The organism is Pelomicrobium sp. (assembly GCF_036803785.1).
Classification (GTDB): Bacteria; Pseudomonadota; Gammaproteobacteria; order Burkholderiales; family UBA6910; genus Pelomicrobium.
Map to the genome: position 1 here is coordinate 1 of NZ_DAIRTR010000004.1, position 24048 is coordinate 24048.

The window sequence follows — 24048 nt, forward strand, 5'->3', positions numbered from 1 at the left end:
GTGCTGGCGGAGGTTCTCAGGCATCGGGGGCCGGTGGGAGATTGTGGTGACTACTACCTGCTGCGGCGCTACGAGCGGGCCCGCCGGGAGGAGGTGGCCCTCATGCAACTCGCCACCGATGGGTTGCAGCGCCTGTTCAGCGCCCGTGCCTGGGGCATCGGGTGGCTGCGCAACACGGGGCTCAAGCTGGTGGACACCCTCGCCCCCGTGAAAGGGTGCCTGGCGCAACAGGCGCTGGGGGAAAGTGTCGAATGAAGGGCGCGCCCGACGGCCGAGGAGGAAGGGGGCCTCGAGCGTAGGGTGCGTTGAGCCGTAAGGCGAAACGCACCGACAAAGGGGGGGCGAAAAGGCCTCCGATGCGGTGCGCCTAGGCGCACCCAACGGTTTCGCCGCGAATCTCGAGAGCGCATAGATAACGGTGAAAAGGATCCTATCGTGCCGAAATTCTTCTTGACCGCCTGGATGGCGGCTTTCCTCGTGATGCTGCCTGGCGCCTTCGCCCGCGCCGACGCCGAGACGGCGAAGAAGGCGCTGGAAGCGCGCCTGAAGGGGGAGCGCATCGAAAGCGTGAAGCCCACCCCGTTCGCCGGGCTCTATGAAGTGGTCGTGGCGAGCCCCCGGGGAAGCCTGGTGATGTACACCGACGAGAAGGCCCAGTTCCTGTTCGCTGGCGGCGCACTGCTCGACGTGCGCACCACCCCTTACAAGGACCTCACCCGGGAGACGGTGAGCCGGCTCAACGCCGCCCTGATCAACGGGTCGCTCAAGCTGGCGGTAAAGCGGGTGAAGGGCAACGGCAAGCGCACCCTCATCACCTTCGAGGATCCCAACTGCCCCTACTGCAAGGCGCTGCAGAAGGAGCTCGTGCAGCTCACCGACGTGACCATCTACACCTTCCTGTGGCCGTTTCTCGCCGAAAGCTCCCTCACCAAGTCCCAGGCGGTCTGGTGCGCCAAGGACCCGGGCAAGGCGTTCGAGGACCTGATGCTGCGGGAGCAGGTGCCCCCCGTCGAGAAAGCGGGCTGCGAGTACCGGGCGGAGCCTGTGCACGAGATGGCCCGGCGCCTGGGCCTGCAGGGCACACCCGCCCTCTTTCTCGCCGACGGCACCGAATACACGGGTCCCCGCACCGCACAAGCCCTGGAGCAAGCCCTCAACGAGGCGAAGAGCGCGAGCGGAGCGGGGCGATGAGGCAACGCCGCCTGCTCCATCCCGGTGGCTCGCCGGCGCAGTCCGGCGCCTCCGCCTGAGGCGGCGCCATGTGGGTGGTATTGCTGGAAACCGCACTCGCTCTTGGGCTGGTCATTTTCATCGTGTGGTGGACCCTGCCGCGAAAGGAGCGGCGCGACGGGGGGGAGGACCGGAAGGAATAGGCGGGCCTTGCCGGCCCTCTCTCCAAGGGAAGCGAAAACGGGCCGACCGGCGCGCGCCCTGGCCGCTGCCCTCTCCCGCGGGGCAGGGTCCGTCCGGGGACCCTCTCGCGGCATGCCTTGACCGCGCGACGTTCAGGAGAACCCGAACTGCCCCCTTTCTCGGCGCCTGGGCCCCCAGGGCCAGCGCGCCGCAGGGGCACCCCGGCGGGGGAAGGGCAGCCACGGGCGCAGGGCCCCGCGCCGCGGGCCCGCCCTCAATGGAGTATGCGGGGCGCGCTCAGGGTGAACTCGGGGATGGGGGCTTCGAAGGTGACCCCGTCCTCGGCCCGCATGTGGTAGCGGCCGGTCATGGTGCCCACGGGGGTGGCGATGGCGGCGCCGCTCGTGTATTCGAAGCTCTCACCGGGACGCAGCACCGGTTGCTCGCCCACCACTCCCAGGCCTCGCACTTCTTGCACGCGGCTGTCGGCGTCAGTGATGATCCAGTGGCGGCTCACGAGCTGGGCGGTGACCGTGCCGGTGTTGGTGATGGTGATGGTATAGGCGAACACGTAGCGGCTCTCCGCCTCGTCCGACTGATCGGGGAGGTAGGTGGTGCGCGCCTTCACGTCGATGCGGTAAATTCTGCGTTCGGTCATGGGAGCCTCGCAAGGGAAGGAATCTGCCGGGCGCTATAGAAGCGTTTGACGGCGCCCGGCTCCGTCCGCCTCTCCCCTTCCCGCGCCCCCTAAGGGGGCGAGAGATGGATGGCGCTCAATGGATCACTCGCCATCGAAGTCCATTTTATTGCACACCAAAGGCGCGGTGAGCACAAGCGCCCGCGCATAACGGCGGCTTTTTCCGGCAATCAGCGCCCGTTATGCAGGCGGGAAGGCAATCCCGCTAAAATCCGTGCTTTGTCACCCGTGGAGGGTCCATGCCCACGTACCGGATCGCCCCCAGTATCCTTTCGGCCAACTTCGCGCGCCTGGGCGAGGAAGTGACCTCGGTCATCGCCGCCGGGGCCGACTTGATCCACTTCGACGTGATGGACAACCATTACGTGCCCAACCTCACCATCGGACCCCTGGTGTGCGAGGCAATCCGGCCCCTCACCGAAGCGCCCATCGACGTGCACCTGATGGTGAAGCCCGTGGACCGGATCGTACCGGACTTCGCCAAGGCAGGGGCCAACATCATCTCCTTCCATCCCGAAGCCTCGGAGCACGTGGACCGCACCATCGGCCTGATCCACGACTGCGGCTGCAAGGCGGGGCTGGTGTTCAATCCGGCGACACCGCTCCATTACCTGGACTGGACCCTGGGGAAGCTGGACCTGGTGCTGATCATGTCGGTCAACCCGGGCTTCGGCGGGCAAAAGTTCATCCCCACGGCCTTGGAGAAGCTGCGGGAGGTGCGCCGGCGCATCGACGCGAGCGGCCGCGAGGTGTGGCTGGAGGTGGACGGGGGCGTGAAAGTGGACAACATCGCCGAGATCGCCCGGGCCGGGGCAGATACCTTCGTCGCTGGCTCGGCCATCTACGGGACCCGGGACTACCAGGCCACCATCGCCGCCATGCGGGCGGAATTGGAGAAGGTCTAGGCCCATGCCCCCCCGCTTTCCCATTCCCGTGGGGGCCGTGGTCCTGGACTTAGACGGCACGCTGCTCGACACCGCCGAGGATCTCGCCGTGGCGGCCAATGGCATGCTGCAGGCGCTGGGACTCGAGCCCTTACCCGAGGCGGCCATCCGCAATTACATCGGTAAGGGGCTGCACAACCTGATCACCCGCTGCCTCGCGGATGCCACCGGCCGGGCGCCCACGCCCGCGGAGGTGGAGCGGGCGCTCGCTGTGTTCGAGCCCCATTACGTGGAAAACCTGTGCGTGCGCACCCGCCCCTATCCCGGCGTGGTGGAGGGATTGACGGCGCTCCAAGGCCAGGGGCTGCCGCTTGCCTGCGTGACCAATAAGGCGGAGCGCTTCACCCGGCCGCTGCTCGCCCAGGCGGGGCTCGCCCGCTACTTCGACCTGGTGATCGGGGGCGATACCCTGCCGCGCAAGAAACCGGACCCGATGCCCCTGCTCTATGCGGCCCAGCATTTCGGGCTCGCCCCGGCGCAGCTCCTGCTGGTGGGGGACTCGCCCAACGACACCCAGGCGGCCCGGGCGGCCGGCTGTCCGGTGGTATGCGTACCTTACGGCTACAACGAGGGCACCCAGGTGCAGGAACTCGATTGCGATGCTATAGTAGCGGGCGTGCACGAAGTGCCCCGGCTGGTGCGCAAAGCCCGACCGGCCGCCGGGGGCACGTTGTAGAGAAATCGTCAGACACGTTCAGCCGTGAGCTCCAAAAGGATTGAAATCGAACGGTTCGCGATCCGCCCCTGGCGCCTTTGGCGCCCCTAAAGCGTATCCAGGCGTTCGCGCCTGCCGTTTCCGGTTTCAAGTCCTTTCGTGGAGATTTCCGTGACTGAACAGGCATTCAATGAGCTGGCCGCGCGCGGCTACAACCGCGTGCCCGTGGTCCTCGAGACCCTGGCCGACCTGGACACGCCCCTTTCCCTCTATCTGAAGCTGGCCGCCGAGCCCCACTCCTACCTGCTGGAGTCGGTGATCGGGGGCGAGCGCTTCGGCCGCTACTCCATCATCGGGCTGCCCGCCGAGCTGCGCATCGAGGTGAAGGGCCAGCGCGTCGCCCTGTGCCGGCGGGGGGCCACCGTGGAAGAGCACGAAACCCCCGATCCTCTCGGCTACCTCCAAGCGTATCTCGCCCGCTTTCGCGCCGCGCCCCTCGCGGCGGGCCCCCGCTTCTGCGGTGGACTCGTGGGCTACTTCGGCTACGACACGGTGCGCTACATCGAGCCCCGGCTCGCCCGCACGAACAAGCCGGACGCGCTGGGCACGCCAGACATCCTGCTGCTCCTCTCCGAGGAGCTGGCAGTGATCGACAACCTGCTGGGCAAGCTCTACCTGGTGGTGTACGCCGACCCGCGGGAGCCGGACGCCTACGGCCGCGCGCGCCGGCGCCTGGCGGAGCTGCTCGCGCGCCTGCGCGAGCCGCTGAAGATCCCGGCGAGCGACCCCTGCCCTTGCGGGCCCACGACCTGCGAGTTCGCGGAGGCAGCCTTCATCGCGGCGGTGGAGCGGGCCAAGCGCTACATCTTCGAGGGCGACATCATGCAGGTGGTGCTGTCCCAGCGCATGCGCCAGCCGTTCCATGCCTCCCCCCTCGCCCTGTACCGGGCGCTCAGGGGATTGAATCCTTCGCCCTACCTGTTCTATTTCGATCTGGACGGCTTCCACGTGGTGGGAGCCTCCCCCGAGATCCTGGTGCGGCTGGAAGGCGAGACGGTGACGGTGCGCCCCATCGCCGGCACCCGACCCCGGGGCAAGACGCCGGAGGAAGACGCCCGGCTCGCGGCGGAGCTCCTCGCCGACCCGAAGGAGCGCGCCGAGCACGTGATGCTCATGGACCTGGGCCGCAACGACGTGGGGCGGGTGGCCCGCACTGGAACCGTGCGAGTCACCGAGAACATGGTGATCGAGCGCTACTCCCACGTGATGCACATCGTGTCCAATGTGGAGGGGCGGCTGCGCCCGGGGCTCGGGGCCCTGGATGTGCTCAAGGCCACCTTCCCGGCGGGCACGGTGAGCGGCGCGCCGAAGGTGCGGGCCATGGAGATCATCGACGAGCTGGAGCCCTGCAAGCGGGGGGTCTACGCCGGCGCGGTGGGCTATCTGGGGTTCAACGGAGACATGGACCTCGCCATCGCCATTCGCACCGCCCTGGTCAAAGACGGCACCCTCTACGTGCAGGCGGGCGCCGGGATCGTGGCCGATTCGGTGCCGCGCAGCGAATGGATCGAGACCCAGAACAAGGCCCGCGCGATCCTGCGCGCTTCCGAGCTGGCCCATGGGGGACTCGATACGAGGCTCGAGATCCAGGATGAGCCCCAGAGGCGCAGAGGCGCAGAGCCATTGTCGCGCTGAATGAAAGGGCGAGCGGCGCGAGTACATGATGCGCGGCATCGACGATGAAGAATTCCGCGAGAAGCCTGCGCGCCAGCAGGAGAAGAAGCGCAAGGTCGCCGAGGAGCTGCGCAGCCGGCTCCCGTGAACCCACCGGGAAAAAGCAGGTATTCGAGCGGGTATCGAGGCTGCCCATCGGCACAATATAATTAATTAAATCAATTGGGTGCTGCAATTATGCTCCTCATGATCGACAATTACGATTCCTTCACCTACAACCTGGTGCAGTACCTGGGTGAGCTGGGGCAGGAGGTGAAGGTCGTGCGCAACGACGAGATCACCCTGGAGGAGATCGAGGCGCTCGCGCCCCAGTACATCGTCATCAGCCCAGGACCGTGCACGCCCAACGAGGCGGGGGTGTCGGTGCCGCTGATTCAGCGCTTTGCGGGAAAGATCCCCATCCTGGGAGTGTGCCTGGGGCACCAGGCGATCGGGCAGGCCTTCGGCGGGCGCATCGTGCACGCCCAAGCCCTCATGCATGGCAAGACTTCCCGCATCCACCACACGGGAGAAGGCGTGTTTCGCGGGCTGCCCGATGGGTTCGAGGCGACCCGCTATCACTCCCTGGTGATCGAACGCTCGAGCTTGCCTAGCTGCCTTGCGGTGACGGCCTGGACCGACGACGGGGAGATCATGGGGGTGCGGCACAAGGAACTTCGGGTGGAAGGCGTACAGTTCCATCCGGAGTCCATCCTGACCCAGCACGGGCACGCGCTGCTCGGTAATTTTCTCTGGCCGGAAGGGCCGCCGGGACCAGCGGCGGCGGCAGAGGCACGCGCCAAAAGGAGCAAGGCATGACACCCCAGGAAGCGTTAAACCGTCTGATCGACAACCGGGAGATCTTTTACGACGAGATGCTCTCGGTCATGCGCCAGATCATGAGCGGCGAGATGACGCCGGCCCAGATCGCCGCCATCCTCATGGGCCTGCGGGTCAAGAAAGAGACGATCGGCGAGATCACCGCCGCGGCCCAAGTGATGCGGGAGTTCGCCACCCCGGTGCCGGTGGAGGACAGCGCCCACCTGGTGGACACCTGCGGCACCGGGGGGGACAACGCCCACACGTTCAACGTGTCCACGGCCTCCGCTTTTGTCGCCGCCGCCGCCGGCGCCCGGGTAGCCAAGCACGGGGGGCGGTCGGTGTCCTCCAAAAGCGGCAGCGCCGACGTGCTGGAGGCCTTGGGCGCCTGGGTGCAGCTCAGCCCCGAGCAGGTCGCCCAGTGCATCGAGCAGGTGGGCATCGGCTTCATGTTCGCGCCCAATTTCCACGCTGCCATGCGGCACGCCGCCCCGGTGCGGCGGGAGCTGGGGGTGCGGACCCTGTTCAACATCCTGGGGCCCCTCACCAACCCAGCAGGGGCCAGGAACCAGCTCTTGGGCGTGTTTCACCCGGACCTGGTGGGCATCCAGGTGCGGGTGCTCCAGCGCCTGGGCAGCCGCCACGTGATGGTGGTGCACGGGTTGGACGGGGTGGACGAGATCTCCATCTGCGCCGAGACCCTGGTGGGGGAGCTCAAAAACGGGGAGGTCTCCGAGTACACCCTGCACCCGGCCCAGTTCGGCCTGAAGCTGGGCGAGCCCGCCGCCATCCGGGTGGAGGACGCGGCCCAGGCAAAAGGCATGCTGCTCGGCGTGCTGGACAATGTCCCCGGACCGGCCCGGGACATGGTGCTGCTCAATGCCGGCGCGACCCTGTACCTCGCCGGAGTCACGAAGACCCTGGAACAGGGCATCGAGCGGGCGGCCGCGGCGCTGGAAAGCGGCGCGGCGCGGCGGAAGCTGGACGCCTTCGTCGAGCTGACCAACCGATTCAGGGCCTGAACTCGGACATTCACGAAAACCGATGGCCGACATCCTAGCCCGGATCCTCGCCGCGAAAGCGCAGGAGGTGGCCGCGGCCCGCACGGCGCTGCCCCGGGAGGCAGTCGAGGTCCAGGCCCGTGCCGCGCCCCCGGCGCGGGACTTCGCCGGCGCCCTGCGCGGGCGCATCGCCGCAGGCCAGCCCGCCGTCATCGCCGAGATCAAGAAAGCGAGCCCCAGCAAAGGGGTGCTGAGGGAGCGGTTCGACCCGGACGCGATCGCCCGCAGTTACGCCCGCCATGGCGCGGCGTGCCTGTCGGTGCTCACCGACCGGACATTCTTCCAGGGAAGCCCGGACCACCTGCGGGCGGCCCGCGCCGCCTGCGAGCTGCCCGTGCTGCGCAAGGATTTCGTCATCGATCCATACCAGGTCTTCGAGGCGCGGGCCATGGGCGCGGACTGCCTCCTGCTCATCGTGGCGGCGTTTCGTCTGCCCACGGCAGACGGCCAGCGCTTGCCTGCGGGAGCAGAGGGTCCTTGCTCCGCAGCTGCCAGCTACGATCTTGCCCGCATGCAAGCGCTCGAGTCCCTCGCCCACTCCCTCGGGATGGCGGTGCTCGCGGAAGTCCACGACGGGCAGGAGCTGGCGGCGGCCCTCACCCTCGCCACGCCCCTGATCGGCGTCAACAACCGGGACCTGCGCACTTTCGAAACCCGCTTGGAGACGACCCTCGGGCTCCTTGATCAGATCCCACCCGAGCGGACGGTGATCACCGAAAGCGGGATTCTGACCCCCGAGGATGTCGCTCGCATGCGGGCCCGGGGCGTTCACGCCTTTTTGGTGGGAGAAGCCTTCATGCGGGCGGAGGATCCGGGCGCCGAGCTCGCCCGGCTCTTCGCCTAGGCGAGCTTGAGGGCCCGCACGCAGGCTTTTTCTTCCTGCACGGTCTTGTCGAGGAGCTTGGTGAGGGCGTACACCGCGTCGATGTGGGGCGAGGGCGTGTCGGTCATGCGGGCAAGCTCCACCACCGCCCCCACCAGGGCGTCTACCTCCAAGGGCCGGCCGGCCTCCAGGTCCTGGAGCATGGAGGTCTTGTGCTTGCCCACTTTCTCGGCGCCGGCGATGCGCTTCTCCAAAGGTACCCGGAAGTGGATGTTGAGCTTGTGGGCGATCGTCTGGGCCTCGGTCATCATCTTGGCCGCGAGATCCCGGGTGAGGGGGTACTGGCAGATGTCCACCAGGGTGGAATGGGTAAGGGCGCTGATGGGGTTGAAGGTGAGGTTGCCCCACAGCTTGAGCCAGATCTCGGAGCGAATGTCGGGCAGGATCGGGGACTTGAAGCCGGCCCGGATGAAGGTCTCGGACACGCGCCGCGCCCGCTCGGTCTCCGAGCCGTCCAGCTCGCCGATGGGGAAGCGATCTCCCTCGATGTGCCGGATCACCCCGGGGGCGGCGATCTCGCTGGCGGGATAGACGACGCAGCCCAGGATGCGCTCCGCCTCGATGTTCTTCACGCACACCCCTCCCGGATCCACCGATTCCACGATGCGTCCCTCCAGGGGCCCACCGTGGCGCTGGAAGTACCAAAAGGGGATGCCGTTCTGGGTCGGTACCACGATGGTCTGGGGCCCGAACATGGCCCGCAGCTCCGCGGCCACCGGGGGAAGCTGGTGGGCTTTCATGCCGAGGATCACCAGGTCCTGGATCCCCGCTTCGGCCATGACGCTGGTGGCTTTCACGTTCCTCGCCACGTGCTCGGTGCCGTCGTGCATGACGAGCTTGAGGCCGTTTTTCTTGATGGCCTCCAGATGGGCGCCGCGGGCGATGAGGGTCACATCCTCGCCCGCCAGGGCCAGCTTGACGCCCAGATAGCCGCCAATGGCGCCGGCACCCACAACGCAAATCTTCATGACATCCCCCGTTACGGCTGTTGTTCAGGAAATTTCGAAGACCGGAGAGAGGACATGCCCAGGCTCGCCCGCCCCTCTGGGACCGAGGGGGTCCCCTGGGAATCTCCTTCTTCCTGCGAGACTCGAAGCGGAAGGGAGTGTGGGGGAGGCGGTCCCCCCCGGAAATTGACCGCGGTCAATTTTTCATATCAGTGAAAATAGATAATCCTTATGGATTTCATCATTGAAGCTTATCCTTGCGCTTTGCCTCCGCCCTTGCCTGGGGGGCCTTCCTTGACAGCCGTCGAGGGCCGCTGGCATAGTTTCGGCCCTCCGTGGCGAATTAGCTCAGTGGTTAGAGCAGCGGAATCATAATCCGTTGGTCCGGGGTTCGAATCCCTGATTCGCCACCAGCGCCTCCGTCTCAAGCCCCTCACATTGCCTTGCTCCTCGCCTGGCCCGCAACCGTCTCCCTTGGGGATCGCGCGCCCCAAGGGGCGTCGGTTTCTTCCGCGCCGAGCCCATGCCGATTGCGAGAGGCCCGGGGGCGTGCTATCGTAAACCCCATGCGGTCAGGCTCTATCTTTCTGTTTATCCTGTTCTTTTTCGTCGCCGGGGGCGCCGCGGCCCAGCGTCTGCTGCCGCAAGAGGCCGCCCTGGGGAAAGTGGACGCCTTCGAATATCCCTACGCCCAAATCGCCGGCAAGACCTATCGCCTCGCGCCAGGTGCCAGAATCTTCGACACTTGGAACCGTGTTGTGATGCCCCCCGCCCTTCCGGCGGACGCCCGGGTGCTCTACCGGGTGGATGGCAACGGGGATTTGTCCCGTGTGTGGTTGCTCACTCCCGAGGAGCTCGCCCGGGAGGAGCTCAAGCGGCGCCGGTAATCCTTCGATTCCCGTGGGCGGTAAGGTCTACATCAAGACGTTCGGCTGCCAGATGAACGAGTACGACTCGGCCAAGATGGCCGACGTGCTCCGGGCGGCGGAAGGATACCAGTCGACCGATGATCCGGCCGAAGCCGACCTCATCCTATTCAATACCTGTTCGGTGCGGGAGAAGGCTCAGGAAAAGGTGTTCTCCGATCTGGGCACCGTCAAACACCTCAAGCGCGCCCGGCCCGGGGTGCTGATCGGGGTGGGCGGATGCGTGGCGAGTCAAGAAGGCGAGCGCATCATCGCCCGGGCCCCTTACGTGGATCTCGTGTTTGGGCCCCAGACCCTACACCGGCTGCCCCAGCTCATCCGGGCGCGCCGGGAGACCGGACGGCCCCAAGTGGACGTGTCCTTTCCGGAGGTGGAGAAGTTCGACGCCCTGCCGCCGGCGGGCGTGACGGGGGCAAGCGCCTTCGTCTCCATCATGGAAGGCTGCAGCAAGTACTGCACCTTCTGCGTGGTGCCCTATACCCGGGGGGACGAGGTGTCCCGCCCCTTCGAGGACGTGCTGGCGGAGGTGGCTTCCATGGTGGACCGGGGGGTGCGGGAGGTGACCCTCCTCGGCCAGAACGTGAACGCCTACCGGGGGGCCATGGACGACGGGGACACGGCGGATCTGGCCCTGCTCCTGCGCTATCTCGCCGAGCTTCCCGGCCTGGAGCGCCTGCGCTTCACCACGTCCCACCCGCGGGAGTTCACGCAGCGGCTGATCGACGCCTTCGCCCAGATTCCCAAGCTGGCCGCCCACGTGCACCTGCCCGTGCAGTCGGGCTCGGACCGGGTGCTGGCCGCCATGAAGCGGGGCTATACGGTGCTCGAGTACAAGTCCATCGTCCGGCGCCTGCGGGCCGCGCGTCCGGGCATCTCCATCTCCTCGGATTTCATCGTGGGCTTTCCCACCGAAACGCAGGAGGACTTCGAGGCGACCCTGCGGCTGGTGGAGGAGCTGGGCTTCGACGCGAGCTTCAGCTTCGTCTACAGCCCGCGGCCGGGAACGCCCGCGGCGGAGCTGCCGGACCCCACCCCGCAGGCGGTGAAACTCGAGCGCCTGGCCCGGCTGCAGGCGCTGATCGATGCCCAGGCCCAGGCCCTGAGCCGCGCCATGGTGGGCACGCAACAGCGCGTCCTGGTGGAAGGCCCGTCCAAGAAGGACCCCGCAGAGCTCCAGGGTCGCACGGAAAACAACCGGGTGGTGAATTTCGCAGGCCCCGCCCGCCTGATCGGGCAATTCGTCAACGTAAGCATCACGGCCGCCCTGCCCCATTCCTTGCGCGGCAGGCTCGCCTCATTACCGAATTGAAGTCCGCCGTCCTCGAACTGTCCTTCTCCCCGCCCGACAACCAGCGCCTGGCCAACCTGTGCGGCGCCCTGGACGAAAACCTGCGCCAGATCGAGGTGGCCCTGGACGTGACCATCGCCCGGCGCGGCGAGCATTTCAAGCTGAGCGGCGCGCCGGAGCGGGCCGATCTGGCGGCGCGGGCGCTGCGCACCTTCTACGACCAGGCCCAGCACCACCTGAGCGCGGAAGACATCCAGCTGGGGCTGGTGGAAGTGATGAACCCGGCTCCGGGGGCGGCGCGGCCCCTGGAATCGCCGCCCTTGGTGACCCGGCGCTCCGATCTACACGGCCGCACCCCGCGCCAGGTGCAATACCTGCGCCAGATCCAGGAACACGACATCACCTTCTCCATCGGCCCGGCGGGCACGGGCAAGACCTACCTCGCGGTGGCAAGCGCCGTGGACGCCCTGGAGCGGGACCGGGTCAAGCGCATCGTGCTCACCCGGCCGGCGGTGGAGGCGGGGGAGCGGCTGGGCTTCCTCCCCGGGGATCTCGCGCAAAAGGTCGATCCCTACCTGCGGCCCCTCTACGACGCCCTGTACGAACTCATGGGCTTTGACCGGGTGGCAAAACTCTTCGAGCGGGGAGCGATCGAGATCGCGCCCCTCGCCTACATGCGGGGGCGCACCCTGAACCACTCCTTCATCATCCTGGATGAGGCCCAGAACACGACCCCCGAGCAGATGAAGATGTTCCTCACCCGCATCGGCTTCGCCACCAAGGCGGTAATCACTGGCGACGTGACCCAGATTGACCTCGCCCGGGGACAGAAAAGCGGGCTAGTGGAAGCTCAGGAGGTGCTCGCCGGCGTGCGCGGCATCGCCTTCACCGTGTTCCAGGCTGAGGACGTGGTGCGCCATCCCCTGGTGCAGCGCATCGTCCAGGCCTACGACGAATATGCCAAGCGGCAGTAGGCGCCCGGCGCCGTTCTCTCTCTCGGTCCAGTACGCCACCGTCCAGCCTGGGGTGCCCAGCCGCAGCCAGTTCCGCCGCTGGGTCGGCCGCGCGCTGCAGCGGCCCGCCGCCATCGTGATCCGCGTGACGGACGAGCCCGAGGCCCGGGCGCTCAACCAGCGCTTCCGCGGCAAGGACTACGCTCCCAACGTCCTCACCTTCCCCTACCCCGAGTTCAAGCCGCTCCGGGGCGACATCGTGCTGTGCGCGCCGGTGGTGGCGCGGGAGGCACGGGAGGCGGGCAAGCCGGTGCTGGCCCACTACGCCCACCTCACGGTCCACGGCGTACTACACCTGCAGGGCCACGACCACGAAGACGAGGCGGAGGCCGCCAAGATGGAGCGCCTGGAATCGCAAATCATGCGGGCGCTCGGCTACGCCGACCCTTACGGGTCCCAGGCGCCCAACCACAAGCCAGAAACAGCCCATGGGGAGATGGATGGAAGAAGTCGATAAGCCCGGCTGGCTCGAGCGCTTGTCCGCGCTCATCATGCGCGAGCCGGAGGACCGCGAACAGCTCGTGCAACTGCTCCATTCGGCCTACCGACGCAACCTCCTGGACGCCGATGCCCTCAGCATGATCGAGGGCGTGATCCAGGTCTCGGAGATGCCCGTGCGCGAGATCATGATCCCGCGCTCCCAGATGCAGATGATCGACATCGAGTCGACGCCGGAGGAGATGACCGCCTTTGCCATCGAGACCGCCCATTCCCGCTTCCCGGTCTACGACGGCAACAAGGACAATGTGATCGGCGTCCTGCTCGCCAAGGATCTGCTGCGCTTCTATGCTGGGGAAGAATCCAGCGTGCGCGCCATGCTGCGCCCGGCGGTGTTCATCCCCGAGTCGAAGCGGCTCAACGTGCTGCTCAAAGATTTCCGCAGCAATCGCAACCACATGGCCATCGTGGTGGACGAGTATGGGGGCGTGGCGGGGCTGGTGACCATCGAGGACGTGCTGGAGCAGATCGTCGGTGAGATCGAGGACGAGTACGACTACGAGGAGGCCGGCGACAACATCATCCGCGACAAGGATGGGCGCTACCGCGTCAAGGCCACCACGGAGATCCAGGACTTCAACGCCGCCCTGGGCACCCGCTTCAGTGACGAGGAGTACGACACCGTGGGCGGGCTGGTGCTGTCCCTCTTTGGGCGCCTGCCCCGGCGCGGCGAGTCGGTGACCGCCGACGGGGTCAGGTTCCAGGTCCTGCGCGCCGACAGCCGCCGGCTGCACACCTTGCTGGTGGAGCGAGTTCAGGACGAGGCATGACGGCGGCGCACCGGTCGCTTCCCCGTTTGCGCTCGGCTTCCCGCGCCCGTATCTTGGGGACGCTGGCTGGGGCCCTTGTCCTGGGGGCGACGGCCGTCGCCGGCTACGCCCCGTTCCACGCCTTCTTTCTCCCGCCCCTTGCCCTCGCCCTGTTGTTTGCCCTGTGGGGCGTGCTGCCGCGCCCGGGCGCCGCCGCGGCTGCGGGCTTCGCCTTCGGGCTGGGGCTCTTCGGCGTGGGCGTCAGCTGGGTGTGGGTGAGCCTGCATGTGTTCGGCGGCATGCCGGCCCCCCTCGCCGCCCTCGCCACCCTGCTCTTCTGCGCGGTGCTCGCCTTGTTCCCCGCGCTGGTGGGCTGGCTGCAGGCCAAGGTGTCGGTCCCGCTGCTGCTGCGCATGACCCTCCTGATCCCAGGCCTGTGGGTGACCGCCGAGTGGTTGCGGGGCTGGCTCTTCACCGGCTTTCCCTGGCTGGCGGTGGGCTACTCCCAGATTCCCGCAAGCCCGCTGGCCGGCTACGCGCCGGCGGTTGGCATTTATGGCGTCGGGCTCGCCGTGGCCTTCAGCGCGGGGCTCGCCGCGGCGCTGCTGCTCGCCGCCACCCGGCGACTTCGGCCCTCCCTCGGGCTCGCGCTCGGCGTGGCGGCGGGCGGCCTCCTGTGGCTCGCGGGCGGGACGTTGAAGGGCCTCACCTTTACCTGGCCGGTCACAGAACCGGTGAAAGTGAGCCTGATCCAGGGCAACGTGCCCCAGGAGCTCAAGTGGCGGGAGGACCGGGTGGAGGCCACCCTGCGCCAGTACCTAGCGCTCACGCGGAAGGCATCCGGCACCCTGGTCATCCTGCCGGAGACCGCGCTGCCCCTGTTTTACCACCAGGTGCCGCAGGCCTACTGGAACGAGCTCACCGCCTCCGTGGTAAGCCGCGGCGGCGACCTGCTAGTAGGGGTACCGGAGATGTCCGACCCCGAAGGGGGCGTCTATTACAACAGCGTGGTGAGCCGGGGCAGCTCCCCAGTCCAGGCGTATCGCAAATCCCACTTGGTGCCCTTCGGGGAATTCATTCCCCCGGGTTTCGGTTGGGCGATGAAAGCCCTGCACATCCCGCTCACCGATTTCGCCCGCGGCGATCCGTGGCAGCAGCCGCTCACAGTGGCCGGCCAGCGGGTAGCGGTCAACATCTGCTATGAAGACGCCTTCGGGGAGGAGATCATCCGCCAGCTTCCCGAGGCAACCCTGCTCGCCAACGTGAGTAACGACGCCTGGTTCGGCGATTCCTTCGCCCTGTGGCAGCATCTGCAGATGTCCCAGACCCGAGCGCTGGAGACCGGCCGCTACATGCTGCGGGCTACCAACACGGGCGTGACCGCGGTGATCGATCCCCGCGGGCAAGTGCTGGCCCAGGCGCCCGTACACGAGGAAGCCGTGGTGGAAGCCGAAGTCCGGGGCTATGGGGGCGAGACCCCCTACGTGCGCTGGGGCAACGCGCCTGCGCTTCTCCTCGCCCTGGCCGCCTGCGCCGCGGCCCTGCTCGCCCGGCCCCGGTCTGGGCAGGCGCCGGTTTGACCCTGGGCGGGTTTCATAAAAAAGCGCCGAACCGCGTAAAATGACGGCTTTTTCGCGGCTTCCATGCTCACTTTTCAGCAGCTCATCCTCAAGCTCCAGGACTATTGGGACCGGCAGGGTTGCGTGCTGCTGCAACCCTACGACCTAGAGGTGGGGGCGGGCACGTCCCACACGGCCACTTTCCTTCGGGCCCTGGGGCCTGAACCCTGGAACGCGGCCTACGTCCAGCCCTCCCGGCGGCCCAAGGACGGCCGCTACGGCGAGAATCCCAACCGCCTGCAGCACTACTACCAGTATCAGGTGGTGCTGAAGCCTTCCCCCCTCGACATCCAGGACCGGTACCTGGACTCCCTCGCCTATCTGGGCATCGATCCCCGCAGGAACGACGTGCGCTTCGTCGAGGACAACTGGGAAAACCCCACCCTGGGCGCCTGGGGGCTCGGCTGGGAGGTGTGGCTGAACGGCATGGAGGTGACCCAGTTCACCTATTTCCAGGAGGTAGGCAGTCTTCCCTGCCGTCCGGTCACCGGGGAGATCACCTACGGGTTGGAGCGGCTCGCCATGTACCTCCAGGGCAAGGAGAGCGTGTTCGACCTGGTGTGGACCGACGGGGTCACTTACGGCGACGTCTACCACCAGAACGAAGTGGAGCAGTCCCGGTACAACTTCGAGCAATCCAACGTGCCCTGGCTCCTCTCCCAGTTCGAGGGCTTCGAGGCGGAGGCCAAGCGGCTCATCGAGGCGGGCTTGCCCCTGCCCGCCTACGAGATGGTCCTCAAGTGCTCCCACACGTTCAATCTGCTCGACGCCCGGGGCGCTATCTCGGTCACCGAGCGCGCCGCCTACATCGGGCGCATCCGCACCCTGGCGCGCCTGGTGGCCCAGGCCTATTACGCGTCCCGGGAGGCGCTGGGCTTCCCGATGCTCCAGCAAGCCAAAGCGGCGTGAGCCATGACGGAGACCCTGCTGGTCGAAATCCTCACCGAGGAGCTGCCGCCGAAGGCGTTGCGAAACCTGGGAGAAGCCTTCACCGAGGGGCTCGTCCGGCGGCTTGGGGCGTTGGATCTGCTGGCGCCCGAGAGCCGGGCTGCCGGCTACGCCACGCCGCGCCGGCTCGCGGTGGTGATTACTCGGGTGCGGGATCAGGGTCCCGACAAGTGGGTGGAAGTGAAGGGCCCCTCTCTCGCCAGCGCCCTGGACCCGTCGGGCCGGCCCACCCCGGCCCTCCTCGGGTTTTGTCGCAAGCACGGGGTCGGGCCGGAAGAGCTCGTGCGCGCAACGGATGCCAAGGGGGAGTATTTCGTCTGCCGCAAGAAAGAAAGCGGCCATCGCCTCGCTGTGGTACTCGCCCCCGCAGTGGAGGAGACAGCCGCCCGGCTGCCTGTGCCAAAGATGATGCGCTGGGGCGCAGGCGAGGCCCAGTTCGTGCGCCCGGTGCACGGCGTCATCCTGCTCCACGGCGAGCGGCTGATCCCGGGCACGGTCATGGGTGTCGCGAGCGGGCGCACGACCCGCGGCCACCGCTTCCTGGGTGCGGGCGTGCTGGAGATCCCCCACGCCGAAGCCTACGCCGAGCGGCTTGCCACCCGAGGCTACGTCATCGCCTCCTTCGACGAGCGTCGAGGCCGGATCGAGACCCTGCTCGTGGAAGCGGCGGGTCCGCTCACGCCGGACCTAGACGAGGCCTTGCTCGACGAGGTGACCGCCCTGGTGGAGTATCCCGTGGTGTACACGGGAAGCTTCGATCCGGCCTTCCTCACCGTGCCCCAGGAATGCCTGATCCTCTCCATGAAGCAGCACCAGAAGTACTTTCCCCTGCTCGAGCCGGGGACGGGAAGGCTTCAGCCCCGCTTCCTGATCGTGTCCAACCTCCAGGTAGACGATCCCCGGGAAATCGTTCACGGCAACGAGCGGGTGTTGCGAGCCCGGCTCGCCGATGCCAGGTTTTTCTACGACCAGGACCGCAAAATCCGGCTGGAAGACCGGGTGCCGCGGCTCGCGGAGGTGGTGTACCACAACCGCCTGGGCAGCCAGCTCGCGCGGGTGGGCCGCATCCAGAGACTCGCCGGAGAGATTGCGCAGGCGCTGGGGGCGGATCGAAGCCTCGCGCAGCGGGCCGCCTATCTTTCCAAGGCCGATCTGCTGACCGACATGGTGGGGGAGTTCCCCGAGCTGCAGGGCGTCATGGGCATGTACTACGCCCGCCATGACGGCGAGCCCGAAGCGGTAGCCCGGGCGATCGAGGCGCACTACCACCCGCGCTTCGCCAACGACACGCTGCCCGAGGATCCGGTCTCCATGGCCGTGGCCCTGGCCGACAAGCTGGACGCGCTCATCGGTATCTTCGGCATCGGCCTCGCCCCCAGCGGGGACAAGGACCCCTATGCCCTGCGGCGCCATGCGCTGGGGGTGCTGCGCCTCTTGATCGAGCGCACCCTGCCCCTCGATCTACGGGCGCTACTGGCCGCCGCCCGCGAGAGCTTCGCGCCGGGCATCATCGCCTCCGACGTGGCGGAAGAGGTGTTCGAGTTCATGCTGGAGCGGCTGCGACATTACCTGCGGGGCCAGGGCTACGGGGCTGACGAGGTGGAGGCCGTGGTGAGCCAGCGGCCGAGCCGCATCGACCGGGTGGTGCCCCGCATCCAAGCGGTGCAAGCGTTCCGCCGCCTGCCAGAGGCGGAGAGCCTGGCCACGGCCAACAAGCGCATCCAGAACATTCTCAAGAAGGCAGACGCCGAGGACCGGGCACCGGAGGCTTCCCTGATGCAAGAGCCGGCGGAGAAGCAGCTCTACCTGGCCACCCGGGAGCTCGCGCCTCGGGTGGAGGCTCTCATAGAGCGGGGGGACTACACCCAGGCTCTGGCGGCGCTGGCAAGCATCAAGCCTCAGGTGGATCGCTTCTTCGACCAGGTGCTGGTGATGGCCGAGGATGCCTCCATCCGCTCAAATCGCCTCGCCCTGCTGCGGCAACTGGCAGGCGTGATGAATCAGGTGGCAGACATCTCCAAACTGGCTGCGTGAGGCATCCAGTTTTAAAATGACCTCCGCTATCGAGGAGCGCAAGCCTTGCCCACCCCCAAACTGGTCATCCTGGACCGCGACGGCGTCATCAACTACGACAGCGTCAACTTCATCAAGTCCCCCGAGGAATGGCGGCCCATTCCCGGCAGCCTGGAGGCCATCGCCCGGCTGAACCGGGCGGGCTACCGGGTCGTGGTGGCCACCAACCAGTCGGGCATCGGGCGGGGGCTGCTCGACATGACCACCCTCAACGCAGTCCACGAAAAGATGCACCGGGCGCTGGCCGCGGTGGGCGGCCACATCGACGCCTTATTCTTCTGCCCCCACACCGCCGAAGCCCGCTGCCCCTGCCGCAAGCCCGCCCCGGGCTTGCTGCTGGAGATCGCCCAGCGCTACAACGTGCCCCTGGAGGGCGTGCCGGCCGTCGGCGATTCCCTGCGGGACCTGGAAGCGGCCGCCGCCGTGGACGCCCTGCCGCTCTTGGTGCTCACCGGCAAAGGTGAGCGCACTCGCCTGGAGGGGAAGCTGCCGCCCCGCACCGCCGTGTTCCCCGATCTCGCGGCGGCGGTGGACGCCTTGGTTTCGTCCTGATGACGGGGCAAGGCACACACCCGGCCGACGCCCTCCCATGATCTGGCTGCGCTCGGCCCTCTTCGCCGCGGCGCTCGCCATCACCACCCCGGTCTTTTCTTTCATCGCGCTCGCCACATTTCCCTTCGACGCCCTCACCCGCTACCGGATCATCACCCAGTGGTCGCGCATCACCATCTTCCTTGCCCGGGTGATCTGCGGCATCCGCTATCAGGTGCTAGGACGGGAGCGCCTGCCGACGCGGCCGTCGGTGGTGCTCTCCAAGCACCAGTCGGCGTGGGAGACCCTGGCCTTCCAGGAAATCTTCCCGCCCCAAGTGATCGTAGTAAAGAAAAGTTTGCTCTACATCCCGTTCTTCGGCTGGGGGTTGGCCATGCTCTCCCCCATCGTCGTCGACCGCACGTCCCTGCGCACTTCCCTCAAGCAGCTGCTGCGCCAGGGCATGGCGCGGCTCGCCGCCGGATTCTGGGTCATCGTTTATCCAGAGGGAAGACGGGTCGATCCGGGCGAGCGGGGCCGCTATCAGGTGGGTGGAGCATGGCTCGCCGTGCACGCCGGCGCGCCCGTGGTTCCGGTGGCGGTAAACGCAGGCCGCCTGTGGGGACGGCGGGCGTTCCTCAAGCGTCCCGGGCGAGTGACCGTGAGCATCGGCGAGCCCATCGACCCCCGGGGACTGAAGCCCGAAGAGGTGCTGCGCCGGGCAGAGGAATGGATCGAGGCGGAAATGCGGCGCATCGACGCGGCACCGCAGGAACGCTAAAGAGATGGCCCGGCAGAAGCAGGCCGCGGATCAATTCCGGGTCGCCCAGCTCCTGGGGCGGCCGGTGCCTTACCGCCTGCGGCGTCGGCGGCGTATGCGCCATCTGGTAATGCGGGTAGACGGGGAGGGGCTGCGGGTGAGCGCTCCCTATGGCGTCTCCTCCGCTTGGATCGAGGCCACTTTGCAAGAAAAAGCGCGCTGGATCCTGAAGCGACTGGAGACGCTGGCGGCGCGGGTGATGTGGCGACCCGACTGGCGCGCCGGCGCGCGGCTTCCTTACCTGGGCATCTCTCTCATTCTGGCGGTGGAGGCCCAAGCCCGGCTGTGGCCGGTGGAGCGGGTCGCCGACCGGCTCCTCGTCTCAGATCCCCGCTGTCATGACCCCGCCGTGATGGAAACCCTGGTCATGGACTGGTACCGGGAAGAGGCCTTGCGCCACCTGGCAAACCGGGTGAGCGCTCTCGCCCCCGCCCTGGGCTTGGCGCCGCCCCCCTTCGCCCTTTCTTCTTCCCGCAGCGAGTGGGGCAGCTGCTCTTCCCGCGGCCGCCTTCTCTTCAACTGGCGTTTGATCCAACTGCCCCCGTCCTTGGTGGATTACGTGGTGGTCCACGAGCTTGCCCACTTGATCGAGCTCAACCATTCCCCTGCGTTCTGGCGTCTGGTGGAGCAGGTCTACCCCGGCTGGCGCGACGCGCGCCGGGCGCTGCGGCAGTACGGCTAGCTCGCGGATTAGCCCGCGCTTTCGATCTTCCGCTATCATTGCCGTCATGATGCGCTCGCCGGTCAGGCGTTTTTTGTTGCCCTTGCTTCTCTTTCTCGCGTTGCTGAACGGCTGCGGCTTCAAGGGACCGCTCTACCTGCCGGAAGAGAAGAGCAAGCCTGCGCCGCCCGTTGTTAAGGACACGCCCTCTCGGCAAGAATGAGCGCCTTTCACTACAGCGCCGGCGTGCTGCATGCCGAAGATGTGCCGCTCACCGAAATTGCGGCCCGCTTCGGCACGCCGTGCTTCGTCTATTCCCGCGCGCAGCTCACCGAAACCTATCGCGCCTTCGATGAGGCCCTGGCGGGGCATCCCCACCTGGTGTGCTACGCGGTCAAGGCCAGTTCCAACCTGGCCATCCTGGATCTCCTGGCTCGCCTGGGCAGCGGCTTCGACATCGTCTCGGGTGGCGAGCTCAAGCGCGTGCTAGCAGCCGGCGGCGACGCGCGCCGGGTCGTGTTTTCCGGCATCGGCAAGAGCGAGACGGAGATGCGGGAGGCCCTCGCCGCCGGCGTGCTGTGCTTCAACGTCGAATCGGAGAGTGAGCTCAAGCGCCTGAACCGGGTCGCAGCAGCGCTGGGTACGCAAGCGAGCATAAGCCTGCGAGTGAACCCGGACGTGGATGCGAAGACCCATCCGTACATCGCCACCGGGCTCAAGGAGAACAAGTTCGGCGTTCCCTTCGCCGAGGCCCTGCTCCTGTACCGGGAGGCGCGGCGCATGCCCCATCTCGCGGTAGCAGGCATCAGCTGTCACATCGGCTCCCAGCTCACCGAGCTGGACCCTTTCGTGGAAGCGGCACAAAAGATCCTCGAGCTCGTGGATCGACTCGCCGCGGAAGACATAGCCCTCGCTCACATCGATCTGGGCGGCGGGCTCGGTATCCGCTACCGCGACGAGCAGCCGCCGTCGATCGAGGCGTATGGGCGCGCGCTTACCGGACTGCTGCGCGGACGCCGGGAGCGGCTCATTGTCGAGCCAGGCCGCGCCCTGGTGGGCAATGCCGGCGTGCTGGTGACCCGGGTTGAATACCTGAAGCACGGGGAAACCAAGAACTTCGCGGTGGTGGATGCGGCCATGAACGACCTCATGCGCCCGTCCTTGTACGACGCCTATCACGAGGTCCAGCCGGTCGTGCGGAAGATTGCCCGGGCGAGCGCCACCTACGACGTGGTCGGGCCGGTGTGCGAGAGCGGCGATTTTCTCGCCCGCGATCGCACACTTGCCCTGGAGGAAGGCGATCTGCTGGCGATCGGCTCCGCCGGTGCATACGGCATGAGCATGAGTTCCAACTACAACACGCGCCCGCGAGCAGCGGAGTTGATGGTAGACCGCGATCAGGTGCACCTGATTCGCCGCCGCGAAACCGTCGAGCAGCTGATCGCTCTGGAAAGACGTCTGCCAGATTGATCCAGTGGGTGTGGGGAAAATGCAACGTCGTGGCGCGCTCCAAGCGCTTGTGCCGGCGCTGGCTGTTGTGCGTCGCTGCTCAAGCCCATAGAATCGGGTTACCGAGCTGGAGCGTCGATCGTTTTCATTCACCATTGGGCGTCCTTCGACGCTAGCGAATGCGACGCAGCGGGCTCGGAAGTGCGGCGCAGCCCGCAGCATTCATCCCAACCTGGAGCCTGGACCGAAGAAAGGAGCATGGAGATGGCAGTGAGCAGAAAGAAACCTGCGGCGAAGAAAAGCGCCGTGAAGAAGAAGCCCGCGCCCAAGCCTGCTGCGCGCAAGACAAGCGCTAGAAAGAGCGCCCGCAAGGCAGCGCCCCGGAAAGCGGCACCCAAGAAAGGCGCGCGCAACAAGCCCGCGAGAAAAGCCACCTCTCCCACCGCCCGCAAGACGGTGAGGAAGCCGGCAGCGAAAAAGGTCCGCAACAACCCGCAGCGACGAGCCGCCAGGAAAAAGGCACCCGCCAGGAAAGCAGCGGCAGTCGGAAAAAAGCCCGCGGCGGGGAAAGCGAGCGCGAGGAAATCCGTCAAGAAAAGCCGAGCGCGCAGGCGCGTGGCCGCCAGCGGCGCGCTCGGCGCCTGACGGCTGTCCCCCGGCGGCCCGGGGCAAGCCTCGACCCTTGCCCGGTCTGCCGGGTCGTTTTCAGCCTCCCATCCTTTTCATTCCGCCTCGACGCCCGTGCGCCACAGGGAAAGCGCGCGGCTGCGCAAGGCGTGCACCACGCGGCTGCCCAATAGGACGAGGAGCGTCGCGGCAAAGAGCGCCGGTTGTGTCACGTCCGCCTTGACCAGCCACCAGAAGTGGATCACCCCGCCGATGCCGATCAAATAGACCAGCCGGTGCAGCCGCTGCCAGCGGCGGGCACCGAGCCGGCGGATCATGCGGTCGCTCGAGGTGACCGCCAGGGGAATCAGAAGCAGGAAGCAGGTAAAGCCCACCGTGATGTAGGGGCGCTTCACCACGTCCTGTCCGATGGCCGCTAGGTCGAAAAACTGGTCCAAGACCAGATAGGTGGAGAAATGCAGGCAGGCGTAGAAGAAGGCGTACAAGCCCAGCATGCGCCGCAGCCGCAACAGCCATGGCCACCCGAGCAGTCGCCGCAGCGGGGTCACTGCCAGGGTGAGGGTGAGAAAGGTGAGGGTCCAGAAGCCCGTGGAGCGGGTGATGAATTCCACTGGATTGGCGCCCAGGCCGTCATGGAATCCCAGCCAAAGCAAGCGCGCGAGAGGCGCGAGCGCAAGGAAGAACACGACGCGCTTCAAGCGGCGCACGCGCTCGAGCGGGAGGTAGGCCAGGGTGGTCGCCATGGTGCCGGGGGCTCAGAAATAGCGGCGCAGGTCCATGCCGGCGTACAGGTGGGCCACCTGTTCGGCATAGCCGTTGAACATGAGGGTGTCTCGCTTGGGGGCGAAAAACCCTTCGCCGATGCGCCGCTCCTTGGCCTGGCTCCAGCGCGGATGGTCCACCGTGGGGTTGACGTTGGCATAGAAACCATACTCGTGGGGCGCGGCCAGGTTCCAGGAGGTCCTGGGTTGCGACTCGGTGAAGCGGATCTTCACGATGGACTTCCCGCTCTTGAAGCCGTATTTCCACGGCACCACGATGCGCACCGGGGCCCCGTTCTGGTTGGGCAGCACTTCACCGTACAGGCCCACACACAAGAGGGTGAGGGGATGGAGAGCCTCGTCCAGGCGCAGCCCCTCCACATAGGGCCAGGCGAGGATGGGCAGGCGCTGCCCGGGCATCTCCGCGGGCCGCAGTAGCGTGGTGAATTCGACGTACTTGGCGCTGCCCAGGGGTTCCACCTGCCGGATGAGCTCGGACAGAGAGTAGCCGATCCAGGGCACCACCATGGACCAGGCCTCCACGCAGCGCAGGCGATAGACGCGCTCCTCCAGCGGGGCGAGCTTGAGCAGCTCGTCGATGTCGTATACCCGGGGCCGGCGCACCAGCCCCTCCACCGTCACCGTCCAGGGGCGGGTCTTGAGCAGGTGGGCGCGCTCGGCAGGGTCGCTCTTGTCCGTGCCGAATTCGTAGAAGTTGTTGTAGCGGGTGATGTCCTTGTACGAAGTGGGCGGCTCCGAGGTGCTCAATGGGGATCGACGCACCTCGGGGAGCCGCGCGCCACGACTTTCCGCCGCGCGCACCGCCACGGCTTCACCCAAGCCCAGGGCGAGGGCAGCCTTGAGGAATTCCCGGCGCCGCAGATACACCTCCTTGGGGGTGATCTCTGAAGGTAAAACGTCGCTCGGTCGTTTGATCACCATGGCACTCTTTCCCTTGCTGCCTGAGTCGTTCTCGTCCCTCTGCCCCTTGCGGCAGCGTGACGGCTACTCAC

Annotated in this window: 25 protein-coding genes, 1 tRNA gene and 1 pseudogene; 22 read left to right on the plus strand and 5 right to left on the minus strand. The window is 67.1% G+C overall.

Translation table 11 applies throughout. The features are described 5' to 3' along the window. Both V7Q81_RS00910 and V7Q81_RS00915 read left to right on the plus strand, forming a co-directional pair. Positions 1 to 255: pseudogene (locus V7Q81_RS00910) on the plus strand (UbiH/UbiF family hydroxylase); the annotation flags it as partial. 180 nt (positions 256 to 435) lie between these two features. Continuing rightward, complete coding sequence (locus V7Q81_RS00915; protein WP_333839431.1) at positions 436 to 1191, plus strand: DsbC family protein; 756 nt, start codon at positions 436 to 438, stop codon at positions 1189 to 1191. 436 nt (positions 1192 to 1627) lie between these two features. Here V7Q81_RS00915 and apaG read toward each other — a convergent pair whose 3' ends face one another. Next, positions 1628 to 2011: a Co2+/Mg2+ efflux protein ApaG gene (gene apaG, locus V7Q81_RS00920; protein ID WP_333839433.1), complete on the minus strand. Its 384-nt coding sequence runs from the start codon at positions 2009 to 2011 to the stop codon at positions 1628 to 1630. 278 nt (positions 2012 to 2289) lie between these two features. On the opposite strand from apaG, the gene rpe reads away from it, so the two are divergent. From rpe to V7Q81_RS00950, 6 genes are all read left to right on the plus strand, one after another. After that, positions 2290 to 2955, plus strand: coding sequence for a ribulose-phosphate 3-epimerase (gene rpe / locus V7Q81_RS00925; protein ID WP_333839435.1), 666 nt, complete (start codon positions 2290 to 2292; stop codon positions 2953 to 2955). A 4-nt stretch (positions 2956 to 2959) separates the two neighbouring features. Beyond that, a complete protein-coding gene (locus V7Q81_RS00930; protein ID WP_333839436.1) occupies positions 2960 to 3670 on the plus strand; it encodes a phosphoglycolate phosphatase in 711 nt (236 codons plus the stop codon). A gap of 150 nt (positions 3671 to 3820) precedes the next feature. Beyond that, positions 3821 to 5344, plus strand: coding sequence for an anthranilate synthase component I (gene trpE / locus V7Q81_RS00935; protein WP_333839438.1), 1524 nt, complete (start codon positions 3821 to 3823; stop codon positions 5342 to 5344). Positions 5345 to 5560: 216 nt separating this feature from the next. After that, on the plus strand, positions 5561 to 6181 hold the full coding sequence (locus tag V7Q81_RS00940; RefSeq protein ID WP_333839439.1) for an aminodeoxychorismate/anthranilate synthase component II: 621 nt from the start codon (positions 5561 to 5563) through the stop codon (positions 6179 to 6181). After that, a complete protein-coding gene (gene trpD, locus V7Q81_RS00945; protein WP_333839442.1) occupies positions 6178 to 7203 on the plus strand; it encodes an anthranilate phosphoribosyltransferase in 1026 nt (341 codons plus the stop codon). Before V7Q81_RS00940 ends, trpD begins: the two co-directional genes overlap by 4 nt. Before the next feature lie 22 nt (positions 7204 to 7225). Continuing rightward, on the plus strand, positions 7226 to 8086 hold the full coding sequence (locus V7Q81_RS00950) for an indole-3-glycerol phosphate synthase TrpC (protein WP_333839444.1): 861 nt from the start codon (positions 7226 to 7228) through the stop codon (positions 8084 to 8086). On the opposite strand, the gene V7Q81_RS00955 is transcribed toward V7Q81_RS00950, so the two are convergent. Beyond that, a complete protein-coding gene (locus tag V7Q81_RS00955; protein WP_333839446.1) occupies positions 8083 to 9093 on the minus strand; it encodes a 2-dehydropantoate 2-reductase in 1011 nt (336 codons plus the stop codon). The genes V7Q81_RS00950 and V7Q81_RS00955 overlap by 4 nt on opposite strands. Before the next feature lie 316 nt (positions 9094 to 9409). Between V7Q81_RS00955 and V7Q81_RS00960 the strand changes: the two genes are divergently transcribed. From V7Q81_RS00960 to lysA, 14 genes are all read left to right on the plus strand, one after another. Then, positions 9410 to 9485 (plus strand) — tRNA-Met (locus tag V7Q81_RS00960). 153 nt (positions 9486 to 9638) lie between these two features. Further along, positions 9639 to 9959 (plus strand): hypothetical protein, encoded by a 321-nt coding sequence (locus V7Q81_RS00965; RefSeq protein WP_333839448.1) that lies wholly within the window; start codon positions 9639 to 9641, stop codon positions 9957 to 9959. Beyond that, positions 9880 to 11307 carry a tRNA (N6-isopentenyl adenosine(37)-C2)-methylthiotransferase MiaB gene (gene miaB, locus V7Q81_RS00970; RefSeq protein ID WP_442954726.1) on the plus strand — a complete coding sequence of 476 codons (1428 nt, stop codon included), beginning with the start codon at positions 9880 to 9882 and terminating at the stop codon, positions 11305 to 11307. Before V7Q81_RS00965 ends, miaB begins: the two co-directional genes overlap by 80 nt. Continuing rightward, positions 11304 to 12260 (plus strand): PhoH family protein, encoded by a 957-nt coding sequence (locus V7Q81_RS00975; RefSeq protein WP_333839452.1) that lies wholly within the window; start codon positions 11304 to 11306, stop codon positions 12258 to 12260. Before miaB ends, V7Q81_RS00975 begins: the two co-directional genes overlap by 4 nt. Continuing rightward, complete coding sequence (gene ybeY, locus V7Q81_RS00980; protein WP_333839454.1) at positions 12244 to 12756, plus strand: rRNA maturation RNase YbeY; 513 nt, start codon at positions 12244 to 12246, stop codon at positions 12754 to 12756. The genes V7Q81_RS00975 and ybeY overlap by 17 nt, the downstream gene beginning before the upstream one ends. Beyond that, positions 12740 to 13567, plus strand: a complete 828-nt coding sequence (locus tag V7Q81_RS00985) for an HlyC/CorC family transporter (protein ID WP_333839456.1) — start codon at positions 12740 to 12742, stop codon at positions 13565 to 13567. Before ybeY ends, V7Q81_RS00985 begins: the two co-directional genes overlap by 17 nt. Further along, positions 13564 to 15126, plus strand: a complete 1563-nt coding sequence (gene lnt / locus V7Q81_RS00990) for an apolipoprotein N-acyltransferase (RefSeq protein ID WP_333839458.1) — start codon at positions 13564 to 13566, stop codon at positions 15124 to 15126. The genes V7Q81_RS00985 and lnt overlap by 4 nt, the downstream gene beginning before the upstream one ends. A gap of 63 nt (positions 15127 to 15189) precedes the next feature. Then, a complete protein-coding gene (gene glyQ / locus V7Q81_RS00995; RefSeq protein WP_333839460.1) occupies positions 15190 to 16074 on the plus strand; it encodes a glycine--tRNA ligase subunit alpha in 885 nt (294 codons plus the stop codon). A gap of 3 nt (positions 16075 to 16077) precedes the next feature. Next, the gene (gene glyS / locus V7Q81_RS01000) at positions 16078 to 18147 is read left to right on the plus strand and encodes a glycine--tRNA ligase subunit beta (protein WP_333839462.1); all 2070 of its coding nucleotides are present in this window, start codon (positions 16078 to 16080) and stop codon (positions 18145 to 18147) included. Between the two features lie 45 nt (positions 18148 to 18192). Then, positions 18193 to 18738 (plus strand): D-glycero-beta-D-manno-heptose 1,7-bisphosphate 7-phosphatase, encoded by a 546-nt coding sequence (gene gmhB, locus V7Q81_RS01005; protein WP_333839464.1) that lies wholly within the window; start codon positions 18193 to 18195, stop codon positions 18736 to 18738. 37 nt (positions 18739 to 18775) lie between these two features. Continuing rightward, a complete protein-coding gene (locus V7Q81_RS01010) occupies positions 18776 to 19498 on the plus strand; it encodes a lysophospholipid acyltransferase family protein (RefSeq protein ID WP_333839466.1) in 723 nt (240 codons plus the stop codon). Positions 19499 to 19502: 4 nt separating this feature from the next. Then, positions 19503 to 20219 carry a M48 family metallopeptidase gene (locus tag V7Q81_RS01015; RefSeq protein ID WP_333839468.1) on the plus strand — a complete coding sequence of 239 codons (717 nt, stop codon included), beginning with the start codon at positions 19503 to 19505 and terminating at the stop codon, positions 20217 to 20219. 49 nt (positions 20220 to 20268) lie between these two features. Next, complete coding sequence (lptM, locus tag V7Q81_RS01020) at positions 20269 to 20421, plus strand: LPS translocon maturation chaperone LptM (RefSeq protein WP_333839549.1); 153 nt, start codon at positions 20269 to 20271, stop codon at positions 20419 to 20421. Beyond that, positions 20418 to 21668 carry a diaminopimelate decarboxylase gene (gene lysA, locus V7Q81_RS01025; RefSeq protein ID WP_333839471.1) on the plus strand — a complete coding sequence of 417 codons (1251 nt, stop codon included), beginning with the start codon at positions 20418 to 20420 and terminating at the stop codon, positions 21666 to 21668. The genes lptM and lysA overlap by 4 nt, the downstream gene beginning before the upstream one ends. Before the next feature lie 128 nt (positions 21669 to 21796). Here lysA and V7Q81_RS01030 read toward each other — a convergent pair whose 3' ends face one another. From V7Q81_RS01030 to msrP, 3 genes are all read right to left on the minus strand, one after another. Then, the gene (locus V7Q81_RS01030; protein WP_333839473.1) at positions 21797 to 22240 is read right to left on the minus strand and encodes a hypothetical protein; all 444 of its coding nucleotides are present in this window, start codon (positions 22238 to 22240) and stop codon (positions 21797 to 21799) included. Positions 22241 to 22369: 129 nt separating this feature from the next. Next, positions 22370 to 23017: a sulfite oxidase heme-binding subunit YedZ gene (locus V7Q81_RS01035; RefSeq protein ID WP_333839475.1), complete on the minus strand. Its 648-nt coding sequence runs from the start codon at positions 23015 to 23017 to the stop codon at positions 22370 to 22372. A gap of 12 nt (positions 23018 to 23029) precedes the next feature. After that, complete coding sequence (msrP, locus tag V7Q81_RS01040) at positions 23030 to 23977, minus strand: protein-methionine-sulfoxide reductase catalytic subunit MsrP (protein WP_333839477.1); 948 nt, start codon at positions 23975 to 23977, stop codon at positions 23030 to 23032. Between the last annotated feature and the right edge of the window lie 71 nt (positions 23978 to 24048).